Source organism: Streptomyces sp. NPDC006450, assembly GCF_040612195.1.
Lineage (GTDB): Bacteria > Actinomycetota > Actinomycetes > Streptomycetales > Streptomycetaceae > Streptomyces.
This window is the reverse complement of the sequence record NZ_JBEXPT010000052.1, coordinates 16,976-42,087: the sequence shown is the minus strand read 5'-3', so window position 1 is coordinate 42,087 and position 25,112 is coordinate 16,976. Positions and strand designations below refer to the sequence as shown.

Here is a 25,112-nt window from a genome sequence, read left to right as displayed (position 1 = left end):
GGCCCGGGTCTCGGGGGCGCGTTCGGAGTGGTCGGGCGCGGCGGGCGCGGCCCGCTGCACCGGGGGGACCTGCTTGTTGGTTTTGTGGGCGTCGTACACCCTACCCTGGGCGGCGGCGGCCCGGTCCGCCTGACCGGGCTGGGCCTGGGCCGCTGCGGGTAGTGCGGCGAGTGTGGTGCCGAAGACGAATGCGCTTGCGGCGAGGATCGATCTCGCGCGGTGCCTCATGTGCCCCCCTGGGCGTCGTCTGCCACGAAAGCTTCGGACGACAGGCTCACGACCAGCCCATGCTCATGTCAATGGGGCCTACCGAAATGGGGCCCGCACGAGTGATCGTGCGGGCCCCGTTCGGAACAGCGTTCTGCGCCGACCGGCCCCGCGTCCGGTCCGCGCGGCCTCAGCCGGCCATGTTGTCGGCCAGTTCCTCGCTGTCGCTGAGGTCGAGGTTCGACTCGGTGCCCGGGATCCCGAGGTCCTGGGCCCGCTTGTCGGCCATCGCCAGCAGACGGCGGATCCGGCCCGCGACCGCGTCCTTGGTCAGCGGCGGGTCGGCGAGCGCGCCCAGCTCCTCCAGGGAGGCCTGCTTGTGCTCCATGCGCAGCCGGCCGGCCGCGGCGAGGTGCTCGGGGACCTCCTCGGCGAGGATCTCCAGGGCGCGCTGGACCCGGGCTCCGGCGGCGACCGCGGCCCGCGCCGAGCGGCGCAGGTTGGCGTCGTCGAAGTTGGCGAGGCGGTTCGCGGTGGCGCGCACCTCGCGCCGCATCCGCCGCTCCTCCCAGGCCAGCACCGAGTCGTGGGCGCCGAGCCGGGTCAGCAGGGCGCCGATGGCGTCCCCGTCCCGTACCACGACCCGGTCCACGCCGCGGACCTCACGGGCCTTCGCGGCGATGGAGAGCCGGCGGGCCGCGCCGACCAGGGCCAGGGCGGCCTCCGGACCGGGGCAGGTGACCTCCAGGGAGGAGGAGCGCCCGGGCTCGGTCAGCGAGCCGTGGGCCAGGAACGCCCCGCGCCAGGCCGCCTCGGCGTCGCAGGTGGCCCCGGAGACCACCTGTGGGGGGAGACCCCGGATCGGACGGCCGCGGCCGTCCACGAGGCCGGTCTGGCGGGCGAGCTGGTCACCGCCGGCGACCACGCGGACCACGTAGCGGTTGCCCCGGCGCAGACCGCCGGGAGCCATGATCACCAGATCCGAGGAGTGTCCGAAGATCTCCAGGATGTCCTTGCGCAGGCGGCGGGCCGCGATCCCCGCGTCCAGTTCCGCCTCGATGACGATCCGGCCGCTCACCAGGTGCAACCCGCCCGCGAACCGAAGGATCGCCGAGACCTCCGCCTTCCTGCAGCAGGTGCGGGTGACAGGCAGGCGGGCGATCTCATCCTTCACCGCGGGCGTCATCGCCATGGGCCGATCCTTCCATGCATCCGAAAAATACGGTCGTACGCGGCGGCGAGCAGCTCCGGATCGTGCTTCGGAGAGCCGTCCTGCCTGGCAACCGGCGCCAGCTCGACCGCGGCGCCGAACCGTTTTGCGGCATCGGCGAGGGACTCGCGATCGGGCACGGCGGCCTGATCGGCCAGCACCACGTCCAGGGCGAGTTTAGGGGCGTGTCGGGCCAAAACCTCCAAATGACGCTGCGGAGAGAAGCCCTCTGTTTCGCCGGGTTGTGGTGCGAGGTTCAGCGAGAGCACCCTTCGGGCCTTGGTCTCGACCAGCGCGTCGAGCAACTCGGGCACCAGCAGGTGCGGAATCACCGACGAGAACCAGGATCCCGGACCGAGCACGACCCAGTCCGCGTCGAGCACCGCCGCGACCGCTTCCGGCACCGCCGGCGGGTCGCTCGGCACCACCTGGACGGAGAGCACCTCGCCGGGGGTCAGCGCCACGGTGGCCTGCCCCCGTACGGTGTCCACGTCCTCGGGCCGGGCCGGATCATGGCCCTTGACCAGGGCCTGGAGCTCCAGCGGGACCGCCGACATCGGCAGGACCCGGCCCTGGGCGCCGAGCAGCTTGCCGACCAGGTCCAGCGCCTGGACGGGGTCGCCGAGCTGTTCCCACAGGGCGACGATCAGCAGGTTGCCGACCGCGTGCTCGTGCAGGTCGCCCTGGGACTGGAAGCGGTGCTGGATGACCCGCGACCAGGTCTGGCCCCAGTCGTCGTCACCGCACAGCGCGGCCAGCGCCTTGCGCAGGTCGCCGGGCGGCAGGACGCCCAGCTCCTCGCGCAGTCTGCCGCTGGAGCCACCGTCGTCGGCGACGGTGACGACGGCGGTCAGCTCGCCCGTGATCCGGCGCAGGGCGGTCAGCGAGGCCGAGAGGCCCATGCCGCCGCCCAGCGCCACGACCTTGGGCGCAGCCACCTCGGAGGCCTCGCCCCGGCGCAGGCCCGTACGGCCCGTGCCGCCCTCACCCTTGCCGGTGGTGAGCCGGCGCAGGCGGCGGAGCCGCATGGTACGTCCGGTCACTCGCGCCCCATGTCCCTGTGGACGACGACGGTCTCGACTCCTTCGGAGGCAAGGCGGGCGGCGAGCTTCTCCGACATGGCGACGCTGCGGTGCTTGCCGCCGGTACAGCCGACCGCGATGGTCACGTACCGCTTTCCCTCGCGGCGGTAGCCGGTGGCGATGAGCTGGAGCAGTTCGGTGTAGCGGTCGAGGAACTCCTTGGCGCCGGGCTGGCTGAAGACGTAGCCCGACACCTCCTCGTTCAGACCGGTGAAGGGGCGCAGCTCCGGGACCCAGTGCGGGTTGGGGATGAAGCGGCAGTCGACGACGAGGTCGGCGTCGACGGGGAGCCCGTACTTGAAACCGAAGGACATGACGGTGGCCCGCAGCTCGGGCTCATCGTCGCCGGCGAACCGGGCGTCCATCTTGGCGCGCAGCTCGTGCACGTTCAGGCTGGAGGTGTCGATGACCAGGTCGGCGTCGCCGCGCAGCTCGCGCAGCAGGTCGCGCTCGGCGGCGATGCCGTCGACGATGCGGCCGTCGCCCTGGAGCGGGTGCGGGCGGCGGACCCCCTCGAAGCGGCGGACGAGGGCCTCGTCCGAGGACTCCAGGAAGACGATCCGCCGGGTGACCCCGCGGGTCTCCAGGTCGGCGAGGGATTCGCGCAGCGCGTCGAAGAACTGGCGGCCGCGGACGTCGACGACGACGGCGATGCGCGCCACGTTGCCCTGCGAGCGGGCGCCGAGTTCCACCATGGTGGTGATCAGCGCGGGCGGGAGGTTGTCGACGACGAACCAGCCGAGGTCCTCCAGGCACTTGGCCGCCGTACTGCGGCCGGCCCCGGACATACCGGAGATGATCACCAGCTCGGGGATGGCCGCCTCGGCGGTATCTCCGGGCTCCACTGTCGTGCCCGTACTCACCTGTGCTCCGTCTCGGTCGTACTCGGATGCGATGCCACTTCCGGAATCCTGCTCGGATCCTCGGTCGTGCCGGGTTTCGCGCTCGGTCATTGCTCGGTCCCCCGATCGGATGCTGCTCCCGCGGACGCGGGGGTCTCATCCTCAATGATCTCCCCGGTCGCCGTATTGACGGCGGGACCGGCGGGAACCGCCTGGGCGAGGGCCACGGCCACGGTCTCGGCCGTCTTGCGGCCTATGCCCGGGACCTCGCAGATCTGGTCGATTGTCGCCTGTCTCAGCTTTTTCACCGAACCGAAGTGCTTGATCAGGGCCAGCCGGCGGCTCTCGCCGAGCCCGGGGACCTCGTCGAGGGGACCGGCCTTCAGGCGTTTGCCGCGCTTGTTGCGCTGGTACTGGATGGCGAACCGGTGGGCTTCGTCCCGGACCCGCTGGAGCAGGTACAGGCCCTCGCTGCTGCGGGGCAGCACCACCGGGTCGTCCTCCCCGGGCAGCCAGACCTCCTCCAGGCGCTTGGCGAGGCCGCACACGGCGACGTCGTCGATCCCCAGCTCCTCCAGGGCCCGCTTGGCGGCGGCCACCTGGGGCTGCCCGCCGTCGACCACGACGAGCTGCGGCGGGTACGCGAAGCGCTTGGGCCGCCCGTCGTCCTCGGCCGTGTCCTGTCCGACTTCCCCGCCCACGGCGTCCTCGGGGGACCACTCCCCCGTCTTCAGCTTCTCCTGGAGGTAGCGGCGGAAGCGCCGGGAGACCACCTCGTGCATGGAGCGGACGTCGTCCTGCCCCTCGAAGGACTTGATCTGGAAGCGCCGGTACTCGCCCTTGCGCGCCAGCCCGTCCTCGAAGACGACCATTGAGGCCACGACGTCGTCGCCCTGCAGGTGGGAGATGTCGAAGCACTCGATGCGCAGCGGCGCGCCGTCCAGCTCCAGCGCCTCGGCGATCTCCTCCAGGGCCCGCGAGCGGGTGGTGAGGTCGGCGGCGCGCTTGGTCTTGTGCAGGGCGAGGGACTGCTGGGCGTTGCGGTGGACGGTCTCCATCAGCGCCTTCTTGTCCCCGCGCTGCGGGATGCGCAGGCTCACCTGCGAACCGCGCCGCTCGGCGAGCCACTGGCTCAGGGCCGGGGTGTCCTCGGGGAGGGCCGGGACCAGCACCTCCTTGGGGACGGCCTCGCCCTCCTCCTCCCCGTAGAGCTGCTGGAGGGCGTGCTCGACGAGCCCGGCGGTGTCGACGGCCTCGACCTTGTCGGTGACCCAGCCGCGCTGGCCCCGGACCCGGCCGCCGCGGACGTGGAAGATCTGCACGGCCGCTTCGAGCTCGTCCTCGGCGACCGCGAACAGGTCGGCGTCGGTGGCGTCGGCGAGCACGACCGCGTTCTTCTCCATCGCCCGGCGCAGGGCCCCTATGTCGTCGCGCAGCCGGGCGGCCTTCTCGTACTCCATCTCCTCCGCGGCCTCGTGCATCTGCTGTTCGAGGCGGGTGAGGTAGGTGCCGGTGCGGCCGGCCATGAAGTCGCAGAAGTCCTCGGCGAGTTCGCGGTGCTCCTCGGGGGTGACCCGGCCGACGCAGGGCGCGGAGCACTTGCCGATGTAGCCGAGCAGGCAGGGGCGGCCGATCTGCGCGGAGCGCTTGAACACCCCGGCGGAGCAGGTGCGGACGGGGAAGACGCGGAGCATCAGGTCGACGGTCTCGCGGATGGCCCAGGCGTGCCCGTACGGGCCGAAGTAGCGCACGCCCTTCTTCTTGGGTCCGCGCATGACCTGCACCCGCGGATAGTCCTCGTTCAGGGTGACGGCGAGGGAGGGGTAGCTCTTGTCGTCCCGGTACTTGACGTTGAACCGGGGGTCGAACTCCTTGATCCAGGAGTACTCGAGCTGGAGCGCCTCGACCTCGGTGGAGACCACGGTCCACTCGACGGAGGCGGCCGTGGTCACCATGGTGGCGGTACGGGGGTGCAGCCCGGCGAGGTCCTGGAAGTAGCTGGCCAGCCGCTGGCGCAGGCTCTTGGCCTTCCCGACGTAGATCACGCGGCGGTGCTCGTCGCGGAACTTGTAGACCCCGGGGGAGTCGGGGATCTGCCCCGGCGCGGGGCGATAGCTGGAAGGGTCGGCCATGCCAACCACCCTACTGTCGCCCGCCGACAAGCGGGCCCCGGCCCCGCAGGGCCCGGCCGCCCGGCCGGCGGCCGGGCGGCGGGGCCCCTCGGGTGGCTACGCCCGCACCACCCGCTGCCGGCGGGCGCGCCGGGCGGCCACCGCGCCGGCCGCGCCCAGCGCCAGAGCCAGGGCGCTGGCGGCCATCGGGAGTCCGGCGAAGGGGGAGGCCGTCGCGGACGCCTGCACCGGTGTGGTTTGCGTGGGGGCGAAGCCACCGGCCTTGCCGGACCTGCCGTACGCGGATCCCGGCAGCTTGTCCCCGTAGGCCTGCACGACCCGCGTCCGGTAGGCGGCCAGGCTCGTGCCCTGGGCGCCCACGGCCGTGGCCGCGTCCTCGTCCAGGGGCAGCACCCGCTGGCCGCCGGCCACGTACCAGGCGTCGATCTGCGGTTCGCGGAACACGGTCCCGCCGGGGAGCTTCGCCGCGCCGAGCTGTGCGTAGCGGAACTCGTCGTCGCCGGTGGCGATGTTCACCACCTGCCAGCCCTCTTCGGTCCGCGCGGTCCACAGGGCGGCCTGCTGCCCGTCCGAGGAGACGGCCTTGCTGGCGAGGAACTCCAGCCGGGCCACGCTCGCGCCCGCCTTCCCCGCGACGAACTCCGGCGAGAGGTAGTGCACGGGAACCGTCTCGCCCTCGATGCGGGGCTGCGCCGCGGCGAGCGAGACCTTGCCCTCGCGGGCGAAGAAGCGGGACAGGGTGGCGAGGGTGTCGGGGGCCGCCGCCGTACGTCCCGCGGCGGCGAGGTTCTCGGCGGTGGCGGCCTGGGGCTGCGGAACGGGCGCCGCGGACGCCTGGGTGGGGGCCAGGGCCAGTACGGCGGTCGCCGCGACGGCCGCGGCGGCGAGACGGCCATGCATGAGGCGGCCATTCATGAGGCGGGGAGCCATGGGGTCACGCCCCGATCCGGTAGAGCGAGTGGGTCCAGGAGAAGGTGCTGTTGTTCACGTACCAGGCGTGGGAGGCCCAGTTGTAGCGGTCGCTGGAGGGCCACGGGTCTCCCCAGTACACCCAGCTGTTCGCGGTGTCGTAGCCGTAGACCACGTGCATGTGGCCACCGCCGTTGGACCACTGGATGCGGGTCTCGATCGGGCGGTTGGCGTTGATCTCGGTCTGGACGGTGGAGTACTGGAGCCAGCCGTTCACGTAGGAGCCGGAGTTGATGCCGGCCCAGCGCAGGCCGGTCTGCACATTGCCGAGGGTGGCCTGGTTGTTGGGGCAGTCGTAGCCCTGCTGGCGGTTGAAGGCCGCGTTGCAGAACTGGTTCTGGCTGTAGGTGCGGCCGAACCAGGTGGCGATGGTGTTGCCTCCGGCGGCCCAGCACCAGTTGGTCTTCGCTTGCGCCTGCATGGTGATGTTCAGCCGCTTCGACGCCAGGGCGGCGCTCTCGGCGGGTGCGGCGGCTGCCGAGGACAGGGCGGTCGTGGTGCCCGTACCGGCGGCGGCATCGGCGGCGGTGGCGGCAGCGGTGGGCAGGGTGAGGAGCAGGGCGGTGATGAAGGCGGCGAGGGTGAGCCGCCGGTTCCTGTTGCGCATCGCGTTCCTCCCGAGGTGGGGAGTGGGGGTGGAGGAGCGCGTCCGGACGCTGTGGACGAGCATCGGGGTGTTGTCGGGAACAGGTCAACACGCTTCAATACGGCGTGACATCGCGGTGTGAACGGTGGGGCGGGAGTGTGAACGGCCGCCGTCACCCCACCTGGAGCCACAGGGATCGCGGGCGTCACCCGCCGGACCGCCCGCACCCCGTCGCGTGAACGTTCACAGGAGGAGCCGCCATGCGGTCGAGCGTGAACGGCCCCTTCTCGGCCAGTGCCGGTCCCCCGCCGGACGGCTCCCTTTCGGACGGCTCCCCTTCGGACACCGCACGCCCCGACACCTCCCGGGCGGACGCCGCCCGCCCGGAGAATGCCCGCCCGGAGAATGCCCGCGACCTGCCGCACCTGCTGCGCGACGGCCCCTTCCACCTCGCGCTCCGCGCCGCGCTCACCGCCCGCGGCCTGCCCCTGCACCGGGTACAGCACCGGCTCGCCGCCCGTGGCATCAAGCTCGGGGTGACCAGCCTCAGTTATTGGCAGCAGGGCGCCCGGCGGCCGGGCCGCCCCGAGTCCCTGAAGGCCGTACGGGCCCTGGAGCAGATCCTGGAACTGCCCGAGGGCGCCCTGCTGCGGCTGCTGGCGGCGCCGGATCCCGCCCCGGGGACGGCCCGGCCGCCCGCGCGTTCGTACCGGGCGCTGTTCAGCGTGGGCGCGGCCGTGGAGGCGCTGCTGGCCGGTATGGAGCTGCCCGCCGACGGCGGCCTGCACACCGTCGGCCACCACGAGCGGGTGCGGATCGGGCCCGCCGGGCAGCTGCTCGGCCGCGAGTCGCAGCATGTCGTACGGGCCCACCGCGACGGGGTCGACCGGTACATCGCGGTCCACCACGGCGATCCGGGCTGCGATCCGGAGCGGATCCGGGTCCGGGCCGACGAGAACTGCCGGACCGGGCGGATCCGCCGCCACCCCGAAGCGGAGCTGGTCGTCGCCGAGCTGCTCTTCGACGCCCGGCTGCGCGCCGGGGACACCTACGTCTTCGGCTACGGCTTCGAGGACGGCACCGCCGGCCGCAGCACCGAGTACGTGCGCGGCTTCAGCTACACCGGCGGGCAGTACGTGCTCCAGGTCCGTTTCGACGAGGCGGCGCTGCCGGTGCGCTGCCGCCGCTTCACGCGCAGCGGGCCGGACGCGCCGCGCGGGCGGCTCTCGGACCTGAACCCGAGCGGACCGCACCGGGCCGTGCACCTGGTGGAGCAGGGGGTGCGGCGCGGGATCCTGGGCATCGGCTGGGACTGGGAATGACCCGGGGCCGGCCGCCGGCCGCGGCGCCGGTCAGCCCGCGACGAGCTTGCCGGCCTCGACCTTCACCGGGACCTCCGGCAGCGGGTCGGTCGCGGGCCCGCGCAGCACCTTGCCCGTGGTCACGTCGAAGCGGCTGCCGTGGCAGGGGCAGTTGCCCTCTCCCTCGACGATCTTGTCCAGGACGCATCCGGAGTGGGTGCACTGGGCGCTGAAGGCCTTGTACTGGCCCGCCTCCGCGCAGCTGACCACGAGCTTCTTCTCCCGGAACAGCTTCGCGCCGCCGACCGGCACCTCCGCCGCCGCACCCAGCTCGACGGGTTCGACGGGGACCGCCGGAGAGCCGGAGCCGCTGTTGGTCTCGGTGGAGCAGGCCGTGAGCGCGGCACCTCCGCCGACGGCTCCGACGATCGCGGCTGCGCCCTTGAGGACGGTACGGCGGGCGGCGGACTGCGAGGCGGACATGCGGTTCTCCCGGAGTGAGGGCGGCGTGGGGACGGCGCGGGGATGCGGCTGGGCCGTGATCGGTCCGGCCGGGCCCCGGCGGGCCCACCCGACGATACCCGCGCCCGATGGGATACCTTCCCCCGCGTGATCGTCGTCGGTGGAGAAGCCCTGATCGACCTGGTGCCCGTCGCACAGCCGCCCGGCGCCCTGCTGCCGCGGCCGGGCGGCGGACCGTACAACACCGCGCTCGCGCTGGGCCGGCTCGGCGTCCGGACGGCCTTCTGCTCCCGGATCTCGACGGACGGCTTCGGCGCCTCGCTGCTCGACGGGCTGCGGGCGGCCGGGGTGGACCTCTCGCTGGTCCAGCGCGGACCGGAGCCGACCACGCTGGCGGTGCCCTCGCTGGCCCCTGACGGCTCGGCGGCGTACGGCTTCTACGTCGAGGGCACGGCCGACCGGCTGTTCCGGCTGCCGCCCGCGCTCCCCGAGGGGGTACGGGCCCTCGCGCTCGGCACCTGCTCGCTGGTGCTGGAGCCGGGGGCCAGTGCCTACGAGACCCTGCTGCGCCGGGAGTCCGGGCGCGGGCTGCTGACCCTGCTCGACCCCAACATCCGCCCGGCGCTGATCGCCGACCCGGCGGCCTACCGGGCCCGCTTCCTGTCCTGGCTGCCGCACGTCGGCGTGCTGAAGCTGTCGGAGGAGGACGCGGCGTGGCTGGGCGGCCGTGCCGGCGACTGGCTGGCGGCCGGGCCTTCGGCGGTGGTGCTCACCCGGGGCGCGGGCGGCCTGACGGTGTGGACGCGGGAGGGCGCGGAGCACTCGGTGCCCGCACACCGGGTCGCGGTGGTGGACACCATCGGCGCGGGCGACACCGTGAACGCGGCCCTGCTGCACAGGCTCGCGGCCGGCTCGGAGCGCCCGGGGCCGGTGGACTGGCCCGAGGTGCTGTCCTACGCCGCCGCGGCGGCCGCGCTGACCTGCACCCGGGCGGGCGCGGAGCCCCCGTACGCCGCCGAGCTCAGCGGAGCGCGGCCCACACCGTAGCGGCCACCGCGGGGGCGAACTCCTCCACCGGCCCGACGGTGTCGGGACCCGAGAAGTGCAGGAAGAAGGCCCGCTGGAAGCAGGCGCCGAGCAACAGCGCGGCGGCGGCGGCCGGGTCGGCGTCGGGGCGCAGCCGGCCGCGTTCGAGCTCGCGGAACAGATGGCCGGTGAGGGCCTCCAGCACCACGTGCGGACCCGCGCCGATGCTCCGCACGCCTTCGCGGTGGCGGGTGAGCAGGACGGGATCGGCGAAGAGCGAGCCGGACATCGGCATGGCTTCGGCGTAGAAGAGCGAGGCGTAGCGGGCGATCTCGGTCAACCGCTCCTCGACCGGCTGGTCCCCCGGGTCGCTGGTCAGCGCCGCCATCATCGCCCCGGCATTGGGGCGGCGCTCCATCAGGACGCGGACGAACAGCTCTTCCTTGTTCGCGAAGTACTTGTAGAGCGCGGCCTCCGAGCAGCCCGCCTCACGGGCGATGGCCTTCGTGGTGGCGTTGGCCAGGCCGGTGGTGCGCATCAGGGTCTCGGCGGCATCGAGCAAGCGGTCCGGAGTGGACCTGCTTGACTTTGGGGTGAGCATTCACTCACCATAACGGAAGTGGGGGTGAGTGAGTACTCACCCATCCCCTTCTCGGTCATACGCCACACGTCATACGCCACACGTCATGCGTCACATGAATGCGGGGGCCAGGATGAAACTCACGGTGTTCGGAGCCACGGGCGGGGTCGGCCACGAGGTGGTCCGGCAGGCACTCGCAGCGGGTCACGAGGTGACGGCGGTCGTCCGCGACCCGGCGCGGCTGGACGTATCGGCGCACGAACGGCTGCGGGTGGCGGTGGTGCGCGACCTGTCCGACCAGGACGCGCTCGTGTCCGTGCTGGAGGGGCAGGAGGCGGTGGTCTCCGCGCTCGGCCCGACGAACAACAAGCAGGCCAGGCTCACCCCGGTGGCGGGGCCTGCCCTGCGGTCGATCGTCGCTGCGATGGACCGGGCCGGGGTGAGCCGCCTGTCGGCGGTCAGCGCCGCCCCGGTGGGCCCGGTCCCGCCGCAGGACGGGGCGCTCACCCGGGTGGTCGTCTACCCGCTGCTGCGCAGGGCGCTGCGCGACGTGTACGCGGACCTCACGGTCATGGAGGCGGAGATCGCCGCGAGCGGTACGCAGTGGACGGTGATCCGGCCGCCGCGGCTGCTGAACCGGCCGTACACGGGGACGTACCGGCGCGTGGTCGACGCCAATGTCCCGGGCGGCAAGGTGATCGCCCGGGCGGACGTCGCGGACGCCCTCCTGGCCACCCTGTCCGACCCGTCGACCTCGGGCCACACCATCGGCATCGCCGCGTAGCCACCCGGCCGGGCGTGCGGCTGGGCAGGCGCCGACCGAACCCCGGCCCCGCCGGCGTGCGCGGCGCGGGGGTCCGGGGCTGGTCCCCGGCGACGGCGGCGCGGGGGGACGAACCCGCACCGCCCGACCGCGGCTACGCCTTGCGGGCCCGTGTGGCCTTCTTCGCGGGAGCCGGGGCCGCCGCCTTCTTCGCGGGGGCAGCGGCCGCCGCCTTCTTGCGCGGCGCCGCCTTCTTCTTCACCGGCGCGGCGACCGGCTCGGAGGCCGCGTCGGAGATGCGGTCCGCGCCCAGGATGTCCCTCAGGAACTTGCCCGTGTGGCTCGCTCCCACCGAGGCGACCTCCTCCGGGGTGCCCTCGGCGACGACGAGGCCGCCTCCGTACCCGCCCTCGGGGCCCATGTCCACGACCCAGTCCGCGGTCTTGACGACATCGAGGTTGTGCTCGATGACGATCACCGTGTTGCCCTTGTCCACGAGCCCCGACAGCACCTTGATCAGCTTCGAGATGTCCTCGAAGTGCAGACCCGTCGTCGGCTCGTCCAGCACGTACACCGTGCGCCCCGTCGACCGCTTCTGGAGCTCCGAGGCCAGCTTCACGCGCTGCGCCTCACCGCCCGAGAGCGTCGGCGCCGACTGGCCGAGGCGGACGTATCCGAGCCCCACCTCGTTCAGCGTCTTCAGGTGGCGCGAGATCGTGGGAACGGCCTCGAAGAACGTCGAGGCCTCCTCGATCGGCATGTTCAGGACCTCGGCGATGGACTTGCCCTTGTAGTGGACCTCCAGCGTCTCCCGGTTGTAGCGGTCGCCGTGGCAGACCTCGCACGGGACGTACACGTCCGGCAGGAAGTTCATCTCGATCTTGATCGTGCCGTCGCCGGAGCAGTTCTCGCAGCGGCCGCCCTTCACGTTGAAGGAGAAGCGGCCCGGCAGATAGCCGCGCACCTTCGCCTCCATCGTCTCGGCGAAGAGCTTGCGGACGTGGTCGAAGACACCGGTGTACGTGGCCGGGTTGGACCGGGGGGTCCGGCCGATCGGCGACTGGTCCACGTGCACGACCTTGTCGACGAGGTCGTCGCCGTCCACCCGCGTGTGCCGCCCCGGTACCGAACGCGCACCGTTGAGCTCGCGGGCGAGGTGCGTGTACAGGATGTCGTTGACCAGCGTCGACTTGCCGGAGCCCGATACGCCCGTCACCGCCGTGAGCACGCCCAGCGGGAAGGACACGTCGATGTCCCGCAGGTTGTTCTCCTTGGCGCCGTGGACCGTGAGCTTGCGCGACGGGTCCACGGGACGGCGTACGTCCGGAAGCGGGATGGACCGCTTGCCGGACAGGTACTGGCCGGTGATCGACTCGGGGTTCTTCAGCAGTTCCTTCAGCGAGCCGCTGTGCACGACCTTGCCGCCGTGCTCGCCGGCGCCGGGGCCGATGTCCACGACCCAGTCCGCCACCTTGATGGTGTCCTCGTCGTGCTCGACGACGATGAGCGTGTTGCCCATGTCCCGCAGCCGTACGAGGGTCTCGATCAGGCGGTGGTTGTCCCGCTGGTGCAGGCCGATGGAGGGCTCGTCCAGCACGTACAGCACGCCCACCAGGCCGGAGCCGATCTGCGTGGCGAGGCGGATGCGCTGGGCCTCGCCGCCCGAGAGGGTGCCGGCGGCGCGGTTGAGCGAGAGGTAGTCCAGGCCGACGTCGACGAGGAAGCGGAGCCGCTCGTTGACCTCCTTGAGGACCCGCTCGGCGATCTTCTTGTCGCGGGCGTCGAGCTTGAGGCGCCCGAGGAAGTCCGCGCACTCGCTGATCGACATCGCGGCGACGTCCGCGATCGAGCGGTCCATCACCGTCACCGCGAGCACGATCGGCTTGAGCCGGGTGCCCTGGCAGGTGGGGCACGGCACCTCGCGCATGTAGCCCTCGAAGCGCTCGCGGCTGGCGTCGCTCTCGGATTCCGAGTGGCGCCGCTTCACGAAGGGCACCGCGCCCTCGAAGGCCGTGGTGTAGGCCCGCTCGCGGCCGTACCGGTTGCGGTAGCGGACCTCGATCTGCGTCTTGTGGCCGTACAGCAGGGCCTTCTTCGCCCGCAGCGGCAGCCCGGCCCACGCGATGTCGGTGCGGAAGCCGAGCTCCGTGGCGAGCGCGCCGACCAGCCGCTGGAAGTAGTCCTTGGTGTGGCCGAGCGACCACGGGGAGACCGCGCCCTCGTCCAGGGACTTGTCCTCGTCCGGGACGATCAGGTCCGGGTCCACCTCCATGCGCGTACCGATGCCGGTGCACTCGGGGCAGGCGCCGAAGGGCGAGTTGAAGGAGAAGGAGCGCGGCTCCAGCTCCTCGAAGGAGAGGTCGTCGTACGGGCAGTAGAGGTGCTCGGAATACATCCGCTCACGCTCGGGGTCGTCCTCCGCGAGGTCGACGAAGTCCAGGATCACCATGCCGCCGGACAGCCCGAGGGCGGTCTCCACGGAGTCCGTCAGCCGGCGCTTGGCGCTGTCCTTGACGGTGAGGCGGTCGATGACCACCTCGATGGTGTGCTTCTCCTGCTTCTTCAGCGTGGGCGGTTCGGAGAGCTGGATCGTCTCCCCGTCCACCCGGGCCCGGCTGTAGCCCTTGGTCTGGAGGTCGGCGAAGAGGTCGACGAACTCGCCCTTGCGCTCGCGCACCAGCGGCGAGAGCACCTGGAATCGGCTGCCCTCGGGCAGGGCGAGCACCTTGTCGACGATCGCCTGCGGCGACTGCCGCGAGATCGGCCGGCGGCACTCGGGGCAGTGGGGCTTGCCGATGCGCGCGAAGAGCAGGCGGAGGTAGTCGTAGACCTCGGTGATGGTGCCGACGGTCGAGCGCGGGTTGCGCGAGGTGGACTTCTGGTCGATGGAGACGGCCGGGGAGAGGCCCTCGATGAAGTCGACGTCGGGCTTGTCCATCTGCCCGAGGAACTGGCGGGCGTAGGAGGACAGCGACTCGACGTAGCGGCGCTGGCCCTCGGCGAAGATCGTGTCGAAGGCCAGGGAGGACTTGCCCGACCCGGAGAGTCCGGTGAAGACGATGAGCGAGTCGCGCGGCAGGTCAAGAGAGACGTTCTTGAGGTTGTGCTCGCGAGCGCCACGAACGATGAGACGGTCGGTCACGCCGGTCCGCACCTTTCTTGAGAGAGCGGGGGCACTGGCCCCCGTCCCAGGGTATTGGGGGGCGCCTCTGCAGTGGAGTGGGAGACTGGACTCCGAGCGTATAGCACGTGCATTCGATTTTAGGCACTCCGCAGCCCTCTTCACCCGATCGTGTGGCGAGGGCCCCTCAGCCACTAGGCTCGGCCGCATGATGGATCATGCGCACGACCTGCGCTCCGTACGTGAGGCCACCGATCGGCTGCTGACCGCGGTCGCGAAGCTGGACAACGCTTCCCTGGCCGAAGAGTCACATCTCCCCGGCTGGACCCGGGGCCACGTCCTGGCCCACCTGGCCCGGAACGCGGACGCCCTGGTCGAGGTCTTCGAGGGCCGCCCGATGTACGAGAGCGCCAGCTCCCGGGAGTCCGACATCGAACGTGATGCCGGGCGTCCTCTGCTGGAACAGCTCGAGGACGTCAGGCATTCCGCGGACCGCTGGCAGGCCGTCGCCGAGCGCCCGCAGGACTGGACCCGCACCGTGGAGCTCCGCAACGGGATCACCGACACGGCGGCCCGGGTGCCCTTCCGCCGCCTCATCGAGGTCGAGCTGCACCACGTCGACCTGAACATCGGCTACGAGCTCTCCGACCTGCCGCAGGAGTTCACCGGACGGGAGATCGAGTTCCTGGCCGATCGCTGGTCGGGCCGCCCCGAGGTGCCGCCCACCGCCCTGGCCGCCGCCGACGGGCGCCAGTGGCGGACCGGCTCCGCCGGCGACCCGGCCGTCACCGTCAAGGGCACCGCCGCCGCGCTCCTGGGCTGGCTGGCCGGCCGCGCGGACAAGGGAGCCTCACTGACCACCGAGGGCGGACCCCTGCCGGCCCTCCCTCCGCTCTAGGATCGGTTCATGACGTACAGCGGAGCGGTCAAGGTCGGCGGTCCGGCCGACGTGCACGAACTCTCGGACCTGATGATTTCCAAAGTCGCGGTGGGCGGGATGAACAACAACGCCTACCTGCTGCGCTGCCGGGCCACCGACGAGCAGCTGCTGATCGACGCGGCCGCCGAGCCGCAGACCCTGATCGGCCTGATCGGCGACGGCGGCATCGCCTCCGTGGTCACCACGCACCGGCACGGCGACCACTGGGGTGCGCTGGCGGACGTGGTCGAGGCGACCGGCGCGCGGACGTACGCGGGCGCCCACGACGCGGAGGGCATCCCGGTCGTCACCGACGTGCTCGTCGAGGACGGGGACACGATCACCGTCGGACGGGTCACGCTGACCGCCCGCCACCTGGTCGGCCACACCCCCGGCTCGATCGCGCTGATCTACGACGACCCGCACGGCCACCCGCACGTGTTCACCGGCGACTGCCTCTTCCCGGGCGGCGTCGGCAACACCTGGGGCGACCCGAAGGCCTTCGCCCAGCTCGTCGACGACGTGGAGCACAAGCTCTTCGACCGGCTGCCCGACGAGACCTGGGTCTACCCCGGCCACGGCAACGACACCACGCTCGGCGCCGAGCGCCCCCACCTGGCCGAATGGCGCGAGCGCGGCTGGTAGCGGGCGCCGGAGGGGGCTCCGGCCCGTCAACCTCACGCCGGACCGCACCCCCTTCCGGTCATTGATGACCGAACGCACGTCCTGAGGGGGCGGGGCGGGGTAATTGCTGCACCATGCAACAGGACCCCTCCCCCGCCCCCCTCCACCCGGCCCAGGCCGGGCCGGCGGCCGCCGCATCCCCGCCCCCCTCCTCCCCCTCGATGCTCCGGCTCGCCTCGGCCTCCCTCGTCGGCACCGCCATCGAGTTCTACGACTTCTTCGTCTACGGCACCGCCGCCGCCCTGGTGCTCGGCCCGCTCTTCTTCCCCTCCTTCTCCCCGCTCGCCGGGACCCTCGCCGCCTTCGGCACCTTCGGCGTCGGCTTCCTCGCCCGCCCCCTCGGCTCCGCCGTCTTCGGCCACGTCGGCGACCGGTACGGCCGCCGCCCGGTGCTGCTCGCCTCCCTGCTGCTCACCGGCCTGGCCACGGTGGCGGTGGGCTGCGTGCCCTCGTACGCCTCCATCGGGATGGCCGCGCCGATCCTGCTGGTCCTGCTGCGCTTCCTCCAGGGCCTGGGCCTCGGCGGGGAGTGGGGCGGCGCGGTGCTGCTGACCTCGGAGCACGCCCCCGAGGGGCGGCGCGGACTGTGGTCGAGCTTCCCGCAGATGGGTCCGGCCGTGGGGTTCCTGCTGGCCAACGGCCTGATGCTGACCCTGTCGAGCACGCTGTCCGACGGGCAGTTCGCCGCGTGGGGCTGGCGGGTGCCGTTCTGGGTGGCGGGGCTGCTCGCCCTCACCGGGCTGTGGCTGCGCCGCTCGGTGGAGGAGACCCCGCAGTTCCGTGCCCTGGCCGGGACCGGCCGCCGGGCGGAAGCCCCGCTGGCCGAGGTCCTGCGGGGCCACTGGCGCCTGCTCCTGCTGACCGGCGGGGCACTGGCCGTGGGCTACGCCGTCTTCTACGCGGTCACCACCTGGTCCCTCGCGTACGCCACCGAGCAGCTGGGCGTGCACCGCTCCGTGATGCTGGCCTGCATCATGGTCGCCGTCGCCCTCAAGGGAGTGGCCACTCCGGTGGTCGCGGTGCTCGGCGACCGCTACGGGCGGCGCCCGCTGTGCCTGGCGGGCTGCACGGCGTCGGCGCTGTGGATGTTCCCCTTCGTGGCGCTGCTGCGCACCGCGGACCCGCTGCTGATGACCGTGGGCCTGTTCGGCGCCCTGCTCGGCATGGTGACGATGTTCGCGGTGGTGGGCGCGTACCTGCCCGAGCTGTACGCCCCGCGGATCCGCTGCACCGGCGCGGCCGTCGGCTACAACCTGGGCGGGGTGCTGGGCGGTGCGCTGACTCCGATCGCGGCGACGGCCCTGGCGGAGGGCTCCGGCCCGCCGTGGGCCGTCGCCGTGTACCTGACGGCGATCGCCCTTGTCTCGCTGGCCTGCTTCGCGCTGCTGCCGGAGACCAACCCGGCGGTCGTCCGGCAGCGGACGGGCGCGTGCGCGGACGCAGGGAAGGGTGCGGCAGGGAAGGGGGCGAACGGGAAGGGGGCGGCCGAAGCGACCGCCCCCGTGTGACCGGGCAGCCGCTCAGCCCTTGTTGGGCAGGACCGGCTTGTGGCCGGGGTACACGTGGTCGGGCGTCACGATGCTGGTGACGGCCTCTCCGAAGAGCGTGCTGGGCTCCTGGCCCTCGTGCAGGTCGTCGGTGTTGAGGAGGATGACCATCGTGGCCTGCTCCTCCGGCAGGTAGACGGTCAGCGTCTCGTACCCGGGCAACGAGCCGTTGTGGCCGATCCAGCCCTGGACGTCGAAGATGCCGAGCCCGTAGCCGGCGCCGGGGATGATGCCGATCGGCTGGGTCTTCAGGCGCTCGGCCTGGGTCGCGGGGGTCAGCAGCGTCCCGGTCGCGAGGGTCTTCGCCCAGCTGCGCAGATCCTGGAGCTCGGAGACCATCGCTCCGGCGGCCCAGGCCCAGGACGGGTTGAGGTCGGTCGCGTCCACGAGCTCGCCGCCGGGCAGATCGGTGGTGTAGCCGTGCGCGTGCGGCTCGGGGAATTCCGTCCCGGTCGGGAAGAGCGTGCGGCTGCTCAGCCCGGCGGGCCTGACCACGTCCTGCCCGATGACCTCCTGGATCGGCCGGCCGGTGATCTTCTCCACCAGCAGGCCGAGCAGGATCAGGTTGGTGTTGGAGTACTCGAACTTCGCGCCCGGCGCGAAGTTCACCGGATGCTTGAAGGAGATGTCGAGCAACTGCTGCGGCGTGAAGGTGGAGGTGATCTTCGCGTCGAAGCCCGGGTCCTCGCTGTAGTTGAAGAGCCCGCTGCGCATGCCCGCCAGCTCGCGCAGGGTGATGCGGTCCCCGTTGGGCACGCCGGGGATGTACTTCCCGATGGTGTCGTCGAGGGCGAGTTTGCCCTGGTCGACGAGTTGGAGGAGGGCCGTGACCGTGAACGTCTTGGTCTCGCTGCCGATGCGCACCCCGAGATCGGGCGTCATGGGCGCGCCGGTCGCCTTGTCGGCCACGCCGAAGGACCGCACGTAGCTGCCCTTGCCGGGGGCCCACAGGCCCACGGTCACGCCGGGGACCTGGGCCTCCTCCATGACCTGGCGCACGGCCGTGTCCAGCCGGGCCGCGACGGCCGGGGTGAGCTGCGGGAACTCCGTGTCGCCGTCCGGGGACGGAGCGGCGGACACGGACCGCGCCGGGGCGGTGGCCCCGTACGCGGTGCCCGCGGCGACCGGGGCCAGGAGTGCGCCTGCGGCCGAGACGGCCACGCAGGCCCTGCGCATGCGCATACGGTTCGGCCTCATCGCAGGGCCTCCTGTCGTACGACGGCCAGGGCAACATGCTCAGCCTAGGCCCGGGCCACCCCGGTCGCGCGGCGACGGCCCGACGGCCCCGGCTCAGGCGTCGATGCGCTCCGGGCCGGCGGCGGCCTCGGCCTCGGCCTGCTTCTTGGAGGCGATCAGGCTGGTGATCGTGGTGATCACGAGGACACCGCAGATGACACCCAGGGAGAGCGGGATGGAGATCTGCGGGACGTGCAGGCCCGACTCGTGCAGGGCGTGCAGAACGAGCTTGATGCCGATGAAGCCGAGGATGACGGAGAGGCCATAGCTGAGGTGGACCAGCTTCTTGAGCAGGCCGCCGATCAGGAAGTACAGCTGGCGCAGACCCATCAGCGCGAAGGCGTTGGCGGTGAAGACGATGTACGGGTCCTGGGTGAGGCCGAAGATCGCGGGGATCGAGTCCAGGGCGAACAGCACGTCGGTGGTGCCGATGGCGAGCATGACGACCATCAGCGGGGTCAGGACGCGCTTGCCGTTGTTCCGGATGAAGAGCTTCGTGCCGTGGTAGCGGTCGGAGACGCCGAACTTCTTCTCGATGGACTTCAGGAGGCGGTTCTCCTCGAACTCCTCTTCCTCCTCGTCCTTGCGGGCTTCCTGGATCAGCTTCCACGCGGTGTAGATGAGGAACGCGCCGAAGATGTAGAAGACCCACGAGAAGTTGGTGATGATCGCGGCGCCGGCGGCGATGAAGATGGCGCGCAGGACCAGGGCGATCAGCACGCCGATCAGCAGCACGCGCTGCTGGAGCTGCGAGGGGACCGCGAACTTCGCCATGATCAGAACGAAGACGAAGAGGTTGTCCACGCTCAGGGACTTCTCGGTGATGAAGCCGGCGAAGAACTCCTGCGAGGCCTGGCCGTGCCCGAACGCCAGCAGGCCGAGGCCGAAGAGCACCGCGAGGACGATCCAGACGACCGTCCAGATGCCCGCCTCCTTCATGGAGACGTCGTGCGGCTTGCGGCCGATGAAGAAATCGGCACCGATGAGGATGCCCAGACCAAGAATGGTCAGCACCCATAGGGTCAACGAAACGTCCACTGTGAACACGCCTCCGGCAGATGGCTCAGAACTTGTCAGCGTCATCGCTGCCGGAGGTCTCTTCCACCCGGACGGCCAGGAGGCCACGGGCCGGCGCCCCGGGACCGATTGCAGTCCGTATTGACGGGCACGCCGTAGCAGGAAAGCAGGAATACTCCCCTCCGCGCTCACCAGGGTACCCGTGGTGGGCCCGTAAGGTAAAGGGGATCCCAAGAACTGGTCAGCAGTCGGTCATCCGGGCGGGCGGCGGACGGCCCGGTCGCCGCTACCGCGCGCCGCCCCGGGCCGCCGCCACTCGCTCCAGTGCCTGGTCGAGGACCCGGCTGCCCTGCGGGGGCAGGTCCGGCTCGAAGATCCAGGCGTGGTGGACCCAGGGGTCGGCGAGGTGGTTGTCCGGTACGGGCGACAGTCGCATCAGCGAGCGCCACAGCGGATCCAGCAGCGGCCCGTAGGCCGAGGCCTCGTCACGGTCCGCAACCATCAGGAGGTGCACGCCGACCGCCGGACCCTCGTCGGCGAGGTAGCGCAAACGGGTGACGGCCCGGTCGTCGAAGCCGTGCGGGAAGTCGTGCACGATCAGCAGCTGGTCGCAGGTGTCCACATCGGGCGGCAGGTCCTCGGGAGCCCCGGCCCGCACCGCCATCTGTACGAGGTCCACCCGGCGGGTCAGCCGCTCCAGGGTCTCGCCGACCCCCGCGGCCCCGGCGGCGGGCGCTCCGGCCAGCACCCCGGCGCGCACCAGCGGGGCCAGCGAGGCGGCTCCGGCGCCGGCCGCGTCGATGACGTGGACGGCGAACCGGTCGGCGGGGTGGGCGGCCAGCATCCGCGCCGCGTGCGCGACGGCCATGTCCATGGCGGCCCGGCGCAGCCGGTCGGTGTCCATCGCCATGGCCGCCTCGGAGCCGGTGCGGCCGTTGTCGATCCACAGGCCGCGCTCCAGCGGGACCCGGACCAGCATGGGGATGCGCAGGTCGGGCCGCTCGGGCAGGTGGAGGTCGCCCAGGCGCAGGGCGAGGGGGGCCTCGGCGGGCACGGAGTGCGCCTGCCAGACCGGGTTGTCCCAGCGCGCGTACGCCGCGGGCAGCGCGGGCTCGACCACCTCGGACTCGGCGGTGAGCTGGACCAGGTCCCGGTCGAGGACTTCCTGCGCCCGCGCGACCAGTTCCTCGCGGCGGGCCCGGGCGGTGTCCCGGGCGGCGTTTCCGGAGCCGCCGAGCCGGTGGCGGGGGTCGGACAGCGCCTCGTCGAGCTCGCGGTCCATCCGGGAGTCGGCGAACTCGACGGCTCCGCGGTAGGCGGCGACGGCGCGGGCCAGGTCCTCGAACATCCCCCAGACCTGGTTGTAGAGCCGCTCGTCCATGGACCAGCCGCTCGCGTCCCCGGCGACGGGCCGGGGCGGTTCCCCGGGCCGCGGCGGCGCGGCCGGGCCCGGCCCGGGCTCGGGCGACTCGGTGCTGGTGCGGCGGCGCGGGTGGGCGTAGCTGATGGTGGGCGGGCCGCCCGCGGTGTCGGCGCCCTGAGCGGGCAGGGGGCCCGGAGTACCGGCGTACGGGGCTCCGGAGACCGGGACGACCGGCTCCGGAGGCGTGGGGGCGGCCTGCGCGGGCGGCACGTCCTGCGGGGCCGGTGCCGAGGCCTGGGTCGGAGCGGGGGCCCGGAGCCCGCGCGGGACGGTCGGTGCCGGACCGCCGGGCAGGGCGGCGAGGGTGACGTCCCCGGCGGCCGGAGCCGTGCCCAGGGCGGCGGCGGCCAGTTCCGTCGCGGCCGCAGCGGACAGCCCGGCGTCGGTCAGGAGCGCGCCGAGGCCGGCGGCGTACCCCTGGCCGACGGCGCGCACCTTCCAGGCGCCCTGGCGCCGGTACAGCTCCAGGGCCACGACGGCGGTCTCCGACTCCAGTCCGGTCAGCGTGTACCCGGCGAGCTCCGCGCCCTCCGGGTCGGCCACGGACACGTAGGAGGCGGGGACCGCTCCGAAGTTCCCCGGGCCGCCGGGCGGCAGAACCAGGACCAGGCCGACACGGTGGACGGCCGGTGCGACCGCGTCGAGGTCGACCACCATGCGGTGCTGCCCGGAGGCCTCCCCGGGCACTTCGAGCCCGGGGAGGGTGCGGGCGCCCGGGTGGGCGACCGCACCGGGGCCGGCGAGCCGGCCCGTGTCGTCGCCGAGGTGGGCCAGGGCGAGCACGGGCGTGCCCGCCGAGACCCTGATCTCCACCCGGCTCCGGGACAGGGGGTGGTTCTGCCCCCGGACCAGTTCGGCCGTCATCGTGCAGCCCCTCCCCCGTACCCGTTCTTCCGCCGGGCCCTCGATCGTGCCCGGTCCTGCTGTGCTGTGCTGCTCTGCCGTGCTGTGTTCTGCCGTGCTGTACTGCTCTGCCGAGCTGCCGGTCCTGCTTACAGGTGCGGCAGGATCGCCGGCATCAGGTCCTGGAAGGTACGACCGTTGGCCGGGTTCCCGAGGGCCGTCATCTGCCAGCCGGTGCCGACGCGCGACACCTTCGCCATGATCTGAGCGGTGTACTGGCCGCCACCGTCCAGCGTGTAGCGGGCCAGCTCCTGGCCGTTGGTCTCGTCGACGATGCGGCAGAAGGCGTTCTCCACCTCCTGGAACGTCTGGCCGGTGAAGGAGTTCACCGTGAAGACGATCTGGTCGATGTGCACCGGCACGCGCTGCAGGTCGACGAGGATCGACTCGTCGTCCCCGCCCTGGCCGACACCGCCGACGAGGTTGTCACCGGTGTGCTTGACCGAGCCGTCGTCGCTCTGCAGGTGCCGGAAGAAGACGACGTCGACGGGCTGCTTGTCGGCGAAGAGCACCGCCGAGGCGTCGAGGTCGATCTCCCGGGTCCGCGAGCCGAACAGCCCCCGGCGCTTGGCCGCCTGCCAGCCGAGGCCCATCCGGACCGCGGTCAGCGTGCCTCCGTCCGCCTTCTGCAGATTGATGGCCTGACCCTTGGTCATGTTGACCGTCACGCGCTGTCCCCTCTCCATAGCCCTCCCCCGATGGGGGTGCGCAGCATGTACCTGCGGCTGGTGCCAACCCTACTGACCGCCTCCGGGTCAGGCGAGGCCCGCTTCCTTCATCTGTCGCAGCTCCTTCTTCAGCTCGCCGACCTCGTCCCGGATCCGGGCCGCGACCTCGAACTGCAGCTCCGCGGCAGCGCCCCGCATCCGTTCGGTCATCTGCTCGATGAGTGCGGCCAGTTCGGCGGCGGGACGGTCGGTCGCGGCCATGGGAACCTTCGCTCCCTTGGCGCCCTTGGCCCCGGCCTTGCCGCCCGAGACGGGCGCCGCCTTGCCGCCCAGTGCCGGGACGGGCGCCTTGAGGGCCTTGCCGTCCTTCGTCTGCCGGTAGCCGGTGCCGAGGAGCTCCTCGGTGTCGAGCTCCTCGCGGGCGATCGTGGCCACGATGTCGTTGATCTTCTTGCGCAGCGGCTGGGGGTCGATCCCGTGGGCCGTGTTGTAGGCGACCTGCTTCTCGCGGCGCCGGTTCGTCTCGTCGATCGCCTGGGCCATCGCCGGGGTGATGCTGTCCGCGTACATGTGGACCTGGCCGGAGACGTTGCGCGCCGCGCGGCCGATGGTCTGGATCAGCGAGGTCCCCGACCGCAGGAAGCCCTGCTTGTCGGCGTCGAGGATGGCAACCAGCGACACCTCGGGCAGGTCGAGGCCTTCGCGGAGCAGGTTGATGCCGACCAGGACGTCGTACTCGCCGGCCCGCAGCTCGCGCAGCAGCTCGATGCGGCGCAGGGTGTCCACGTCGCTGTGCAGGTAGCGGACCTGGATGCCGAGCTCCAGGAAGTAGTCGGTGAGGTCCTCGGCCATCTTCTTCGTGAGGGTGGTGACCAGGACCCGCTCGTCCTTCTCCACCCGCTGCCGGATCTCGTGCACCAGGTCGTCGATCTGCCCCTCGGTGGGCTTGACCACGACCTCCGGGTCGATGAGACCGGTGGGGCGGATGATCTGCTCGACGAAGCCGTCGCCGCGCGAGAGCTCGTACTTCCCCGGAGTGGCCGACAGGTAGACGGTCTGACCGATCCGCTCCTGGAACTCCTCCCACTTCAGCGGCCGGTTGTCGAGGGCCGACGGGAGCCGGAAGCCGTGGTCGACGAGGGTCCGCTTGCGGGAGGCGTCTCCCTCGTACATCGCGCCGATCTGGGGCACGGTGACGTGCGACTCGTCGATGACGAGGAGGAAGTCCTCGGGGAAGTAGTCGATGAGGGTGTTCGGGGCGGAGCCGCGCTCCCGGTCGTCCATGTGCAGCGAGTAGTTCTCGATGCCGGAGCAGGAGCCGATCTGGCGCATCATCTCCAGGTCGTAGGTGGTGCGCATGCGCAGGCGCTGCGCCTCCAGCATCTTGCCCTGCTTCTCCAGCTCGGCGAGGCGCTCGGCGAGCTCGGCCTCGATGCCGCGGACCGCCTTCTCCATGCGCTCGGGGCCGGCGACGTAGTGGCTGGCGGGGAAGACGTAGAGCTCGCGGTCCTCGCTGATCACCTCGCCGGTCAGCGGGTGCAGGGTGGACAGGGCCTCGATCTCGTCGCCGAACATCTCGATGCGGACGGCCAGTTCCTCGTAGACCGGGAAGATCTCGATCGTGTCGCCGCGCACCCGGAAGGTGCCCCGGGTGAAGGCCACGTCGTTGCGGGTGTACTGGATGTCGACGAAGCGGCGCAGGAGCTGGTCCCGGTCCATCTCCTCGCCGACCTTGAGGGGGACCATCCGGTCCACGTACTCCTGCGGGGTGCCGAGGCCGTAGATGCAGGACACGGAGGCGACGACGATGACGTCGCGCCGGGTGAGGAGGGAATTGGTCGCGGAGTGGCGCAGCCGCTCCACCTCCTCGTTGATCGAGGAGTCCTTCTCGATGTAGGTGTCCGACTGCGGTACGTACGCCTCGGGCTGGTAGTAGTCGTAGTACGAGACGAAGTACTCGACCGCGTTGTTCGGCAGCAGCTCGCGGAACTCGTTCGCCAGCTGGGCGGCGAGCGTCTTGTTCGGCGCCATCACCAGGGTGGGCCGCTGGAGCTTCTCGATCATCCAGGCAGTCGTCGCCGACTTGCCGGTTCCGGTCGCGCCGAGCAGCACGACATCCTTCTCACCTGCACGGATGCGCTTCTCCAGCTCGGCGATGGCCGCGGGCTGGTCACCGCTGGGCTGGTAGGAGCTGACGACCTCGAAAGGCGCCACCGTGCGTTCGATCTTCGATACGGGCCGCATGGGTCAACCGTACGACCACCCACTGACACTCGAGGCCCGCCCGCCCCGGACGGAGCCGTGCGGGCCTGGTCCGTTTGTCGTAGTTCGGTGGCGGCCCCGTGATCACCAACCCCATGATCACCGTACGCGGCTCTCCCTGAATGTGCGTCGGAAACGCACGGCCGCCAGTGCGTCGCCGCAACGAATGCCG

At 71.9% G+C, this 25,112-nt stretch carries 21 protein-coding genes; 6 read left to right on the top strand and 15 right to left on the bottom strand.

Annotation, left to right across the window (positions count from 1 at the left end):
• The 7 genes from ABZY57_RS17840 to ABZY57_RS17810 all read right to left on the bottom strand — a co-directional run.
• Positions 1-228, bottom strand: a 228-nt coding sequence (locus ABZY57_RS17840) for a hypothetical protein (RefSeq protein WP_356512902.1), incomplete at its 3' end; no start/stop codon positions are given.
• Positions 229-397: 169 nt separating this feature from the next.
• Positions 398-1,399 carry a DNA-binding protein WhiA gene (gene whiA / locus ABZY57_RS17835; protein ID WP_112449750.1) on the bottom strand — a complete coding sequence of 334 codons (1,002 nt, stop codon included), beginning with the start codon at positions 1,397-1,399 and terminating at the stop codon, positions 398-400.
• Positions 1,390-2,460 (bottom strand): uridine diphosphate-N-acetylglucosamine-binding protein YvcK, encoded by a 1,071-nt coding sequence (gene yvcK, locus ABZY57_RS17830; RefSeq protein ID WP_356512900.1) that lies wholly within the window; start codon positions 2,458-2,460, stop codon positions 1,390-1,392. Before yvcK ends, whiA begins: the two co-directional genes overlap by 10 nt.
• Positions 2,457-3,452: an RNase adapter RapZ gene (gene rapZ, locus ABZY57_RS17825; protein WP_356512898.1), complete on the bottom strand. Its 996-nt coding sequence runs from the start codon at positions 3,450-3,452 to the stop codon at positions 2,457-2,459. Before rapZ ends, yvcK begins: the two co-directional genes overlap by 4 nt.
• Positions 3,449-5,473, bottom strand: a complete 2,025-nt coding sequence (gene uvrC / locus ABZY57_RS17820) for an excinuclease ABC subunit UvrC (RefSeq protein WP_356512896.1) — start codon at positions 5,471-5,473, stop codon at positions 3,449-3,451. The genes rapZ and uvrC overlap by 4 nt, the downstream gene beginning before the upstream one ends.
• A 96-nt stretch (positions 5,474-5,569) precedes the next feature.
• Positions 5,570-6,373 (bottom strand): hypothetical protein, encoded by an 804-nt coding sequence (locus ABZY57_RS17815; RefSeq protein ID WP_356512894.1) that lies wholly within the window; start codon positions 6,371-6,373, stop codon positions 5,570-5,572.
• 34 nt (positions 6,374-6,407) lie between these two features.
• Positions 6,408-7,049, bottom strand: coding sequence for a papain-like cysteine protease family protein (locus tag ABZY57_RS17810; RefSeq protein WP_356512892.1), 642 nt, complete (start codon positions 7,047-7,049; stop codon positions 6,408-6,410).
• Between the two features lie 239 nt (positions 7,050-7,288).
• Here ABZY57_RS17810 and ABZY57_RS17805 point away from each other — a divergent pair, with 239 nt between their 5' ends.
• Positions 7,289-8,350 (top strand): hypothetical protein, encoded by a 1,062-nt coding sequence (locus tag ABZY57_RS17805; protein WP_356512890.1) that lies wholly within the window; start codon positions 7,289-7,291, stop codon positions 8,348-8,350.
• Positions 8,351-8,380: 30 nt separating this feature from the next.
• On the opposite strand, the gene ABZY57_RS17800 is transcribed toward ABZY57_RS17805, so the two are convergent.
• Entirely contained in the window at positions 8,381-8,812 is a 432-nt protein-coding gene (locus tag ABZY57_RS17800; protein WP_327252142.1) for a Rieske (2Fe-2S) protein, read from the bottom strand.
• A gap of 126 nt (positions 8,813-8,938) precedes the next feature.
• Here ABZY57_RS17800 and ABZY57_RS17795 point away from each other — a divergent pair, with 126 nt between their 5' ends.
• Positions 8,939-9,838 (top strand): carbohydrate kinase, encoded by a 900-nt coding sequence (locus tag ABZY57_RS17795; protein ID WP_356512888.1) that lies wholly within the window; start codon positions 8,939-8,941, stop codon positions 9,836-9,838.
• Here ABZY57_RS17795 and ABZY57_RS17790 read toward each other — a convergent pair.
• A complete protein-coding gene (locus ABZY57_RS17790; protein ID WP_356512886.1) occupies positions 9,813-10,379 on the bottom strand; it encodes a helix-turn-helix domain-containing protein in 567 nt (188 codons plus the stop codon). The genes ABZY57_RS17795 and ABZY57_RS17790 overlap by 26 nt on opposite strands.
• A gap of 151 nt (positions 10,380-10,530) precedes the next feature.
• Between ABZY57_RS17790 and ABZY57_RS17785 the strand changes: the two genes are divergently transcribed.
• Positions 10,531-11,181 (top strand): SDR family oxidoreductase, encoded by a 651-nt coding sequence (locus ABZY57_RS17785; protein ID WP_356512884.1) that lies wholly within the window; start codon positions 10,531-10,533, stop codon positions 11,179-11,181.
• A gap of 133 nt (positions 11,182-11,314) precedes the next feature.
• Here ABZY57_RS17785 and uvrA read toward each other — a convergent pair whose 3' ends face one another.
• Complete coding sequence (gene uvrA, locus ABZY57_RS17780) at positions 11,315-14,302, bottom strand: excinuclease ABC subunit UvrA (protein ID WP_356512882.1); 2,988 nt, start codon at positions 14,300-14,302, stop codon at positions 11,315-11,317.
• Positions 14,303-14,489: 187 nt separating this feature from the next.
• Between uvrA and ABZY57_RS17775 the strand changes: the two genes are divergently transcribed.
• From ABZY57_RS17775 to ABZY57_RS17765, 3 genes are all read left to right on the top strand, one after another.
• On the top strand, positions 14,490-15,179 hold the full coding sequence (locus tag ABZY57_RS17775) for a maleylpyruvate isomerase family mycothiol-dependent enzyme (protein ID WP_356512880.1): 690 nt from the start codon (positions 14,490-14,492) through the stop codon (positions 15,177-15,179).
• Positions 15,180-15,188: 9 nt separating this feature from the next.
• Positions 15,189-15,845, top strand: coding sequence for an MBL fold metallo-hydrolase (locus ABZY57_RS17770; RefSeq protein WP_356512878.1), 657 nt, complete (start codon positions 15,189-15,191; stop codon positions 15,843-15,845).
• Between the two features lie 200 nt (positions 15,846-16,045).
• The gene (locus ABZY57_RS17765) at positions 16,046-17,392 is read left to right on the top strand and encodes an MFS transporter (RefSeq protein ID WP_356512904.1); all 1,347 of its coding nucleotides are present in this window, start codon (positions 16,046-16,048) and stop codon (positions 17,390-17,392) included.
• A 12-nt stretch (positions 17,393-17,404) separates the two neighbouring features.
• Here the strand turns inward: ABZY57_RS17765 and ABZY57_RS17760 are convergent, their stop codons facing one another.
• The 5 genes from ABZY57_RS17760 to uvrB all read right to left on the bottom strand — a co-directional run bounded on the left by ABZY57_RS17760 (position 17,405) and on the right by uvrB (position 24,922).
• Complete coding sequence (locus tag ABZY57_RS17760) at positions 17,405-18,628, bottom strand: serine hydrolase domain-containing protein (RefSeq protein WP_356512876.1); 1,224 nt, start codon at positions 18,626-18,628, stop codon at positions 17,405-17,407.
• Between the two features lie 93 nt (positions 18,629-18,721).
• The gene (locus ABZY57_RS17755; protein ID WP_356512874.1) at positions 18,722-19,705 is read right to left on the bottom strand and encodes a TerC family protein; all 984 of its coding nucleotides are present in this window, start codon (positions 19,703-19,705) and stop codon (positions 18,722-18,724) included.
• 265 nt (positions 19,706-19,970) lie between these two features.
• Positions 19,971-21,971, bottom strand: coding sequence for a TerD family protein (locus ABZY57_RS17750; RefSeq protein WP_356512872.1), 2,001 nt, complete (start codon positions 21,969-21,971; stop codon positions 19,971-19,973).
• Between the two features lie 128 nt (positions 21,972-22,099).
• Entirely contained in the window at positions 22,100-22,678 is a 579-nt protein-coding gene (locus ABZY57_RS17745) for a TerD family protein (RefSeq protein WP_267752245.1), read from the bottom strand.
• Positions 22,679-22,765: 87 nt separating this feature from the next.
• On the bottom strand, positions 22,766-24,922 hold the full coding sequence (gene uvrB / locus ABZY57_RS17740; RefSeq protein WP_356512870.1) for an excinuclease ABC subunit UvrB: 2,157 nt from the start codon (positions 24,920-24,922) through the stop codon (positions 22,766-22,768).
• Positions 24,923-25,112: the final 190 nt, after the last annotated feature.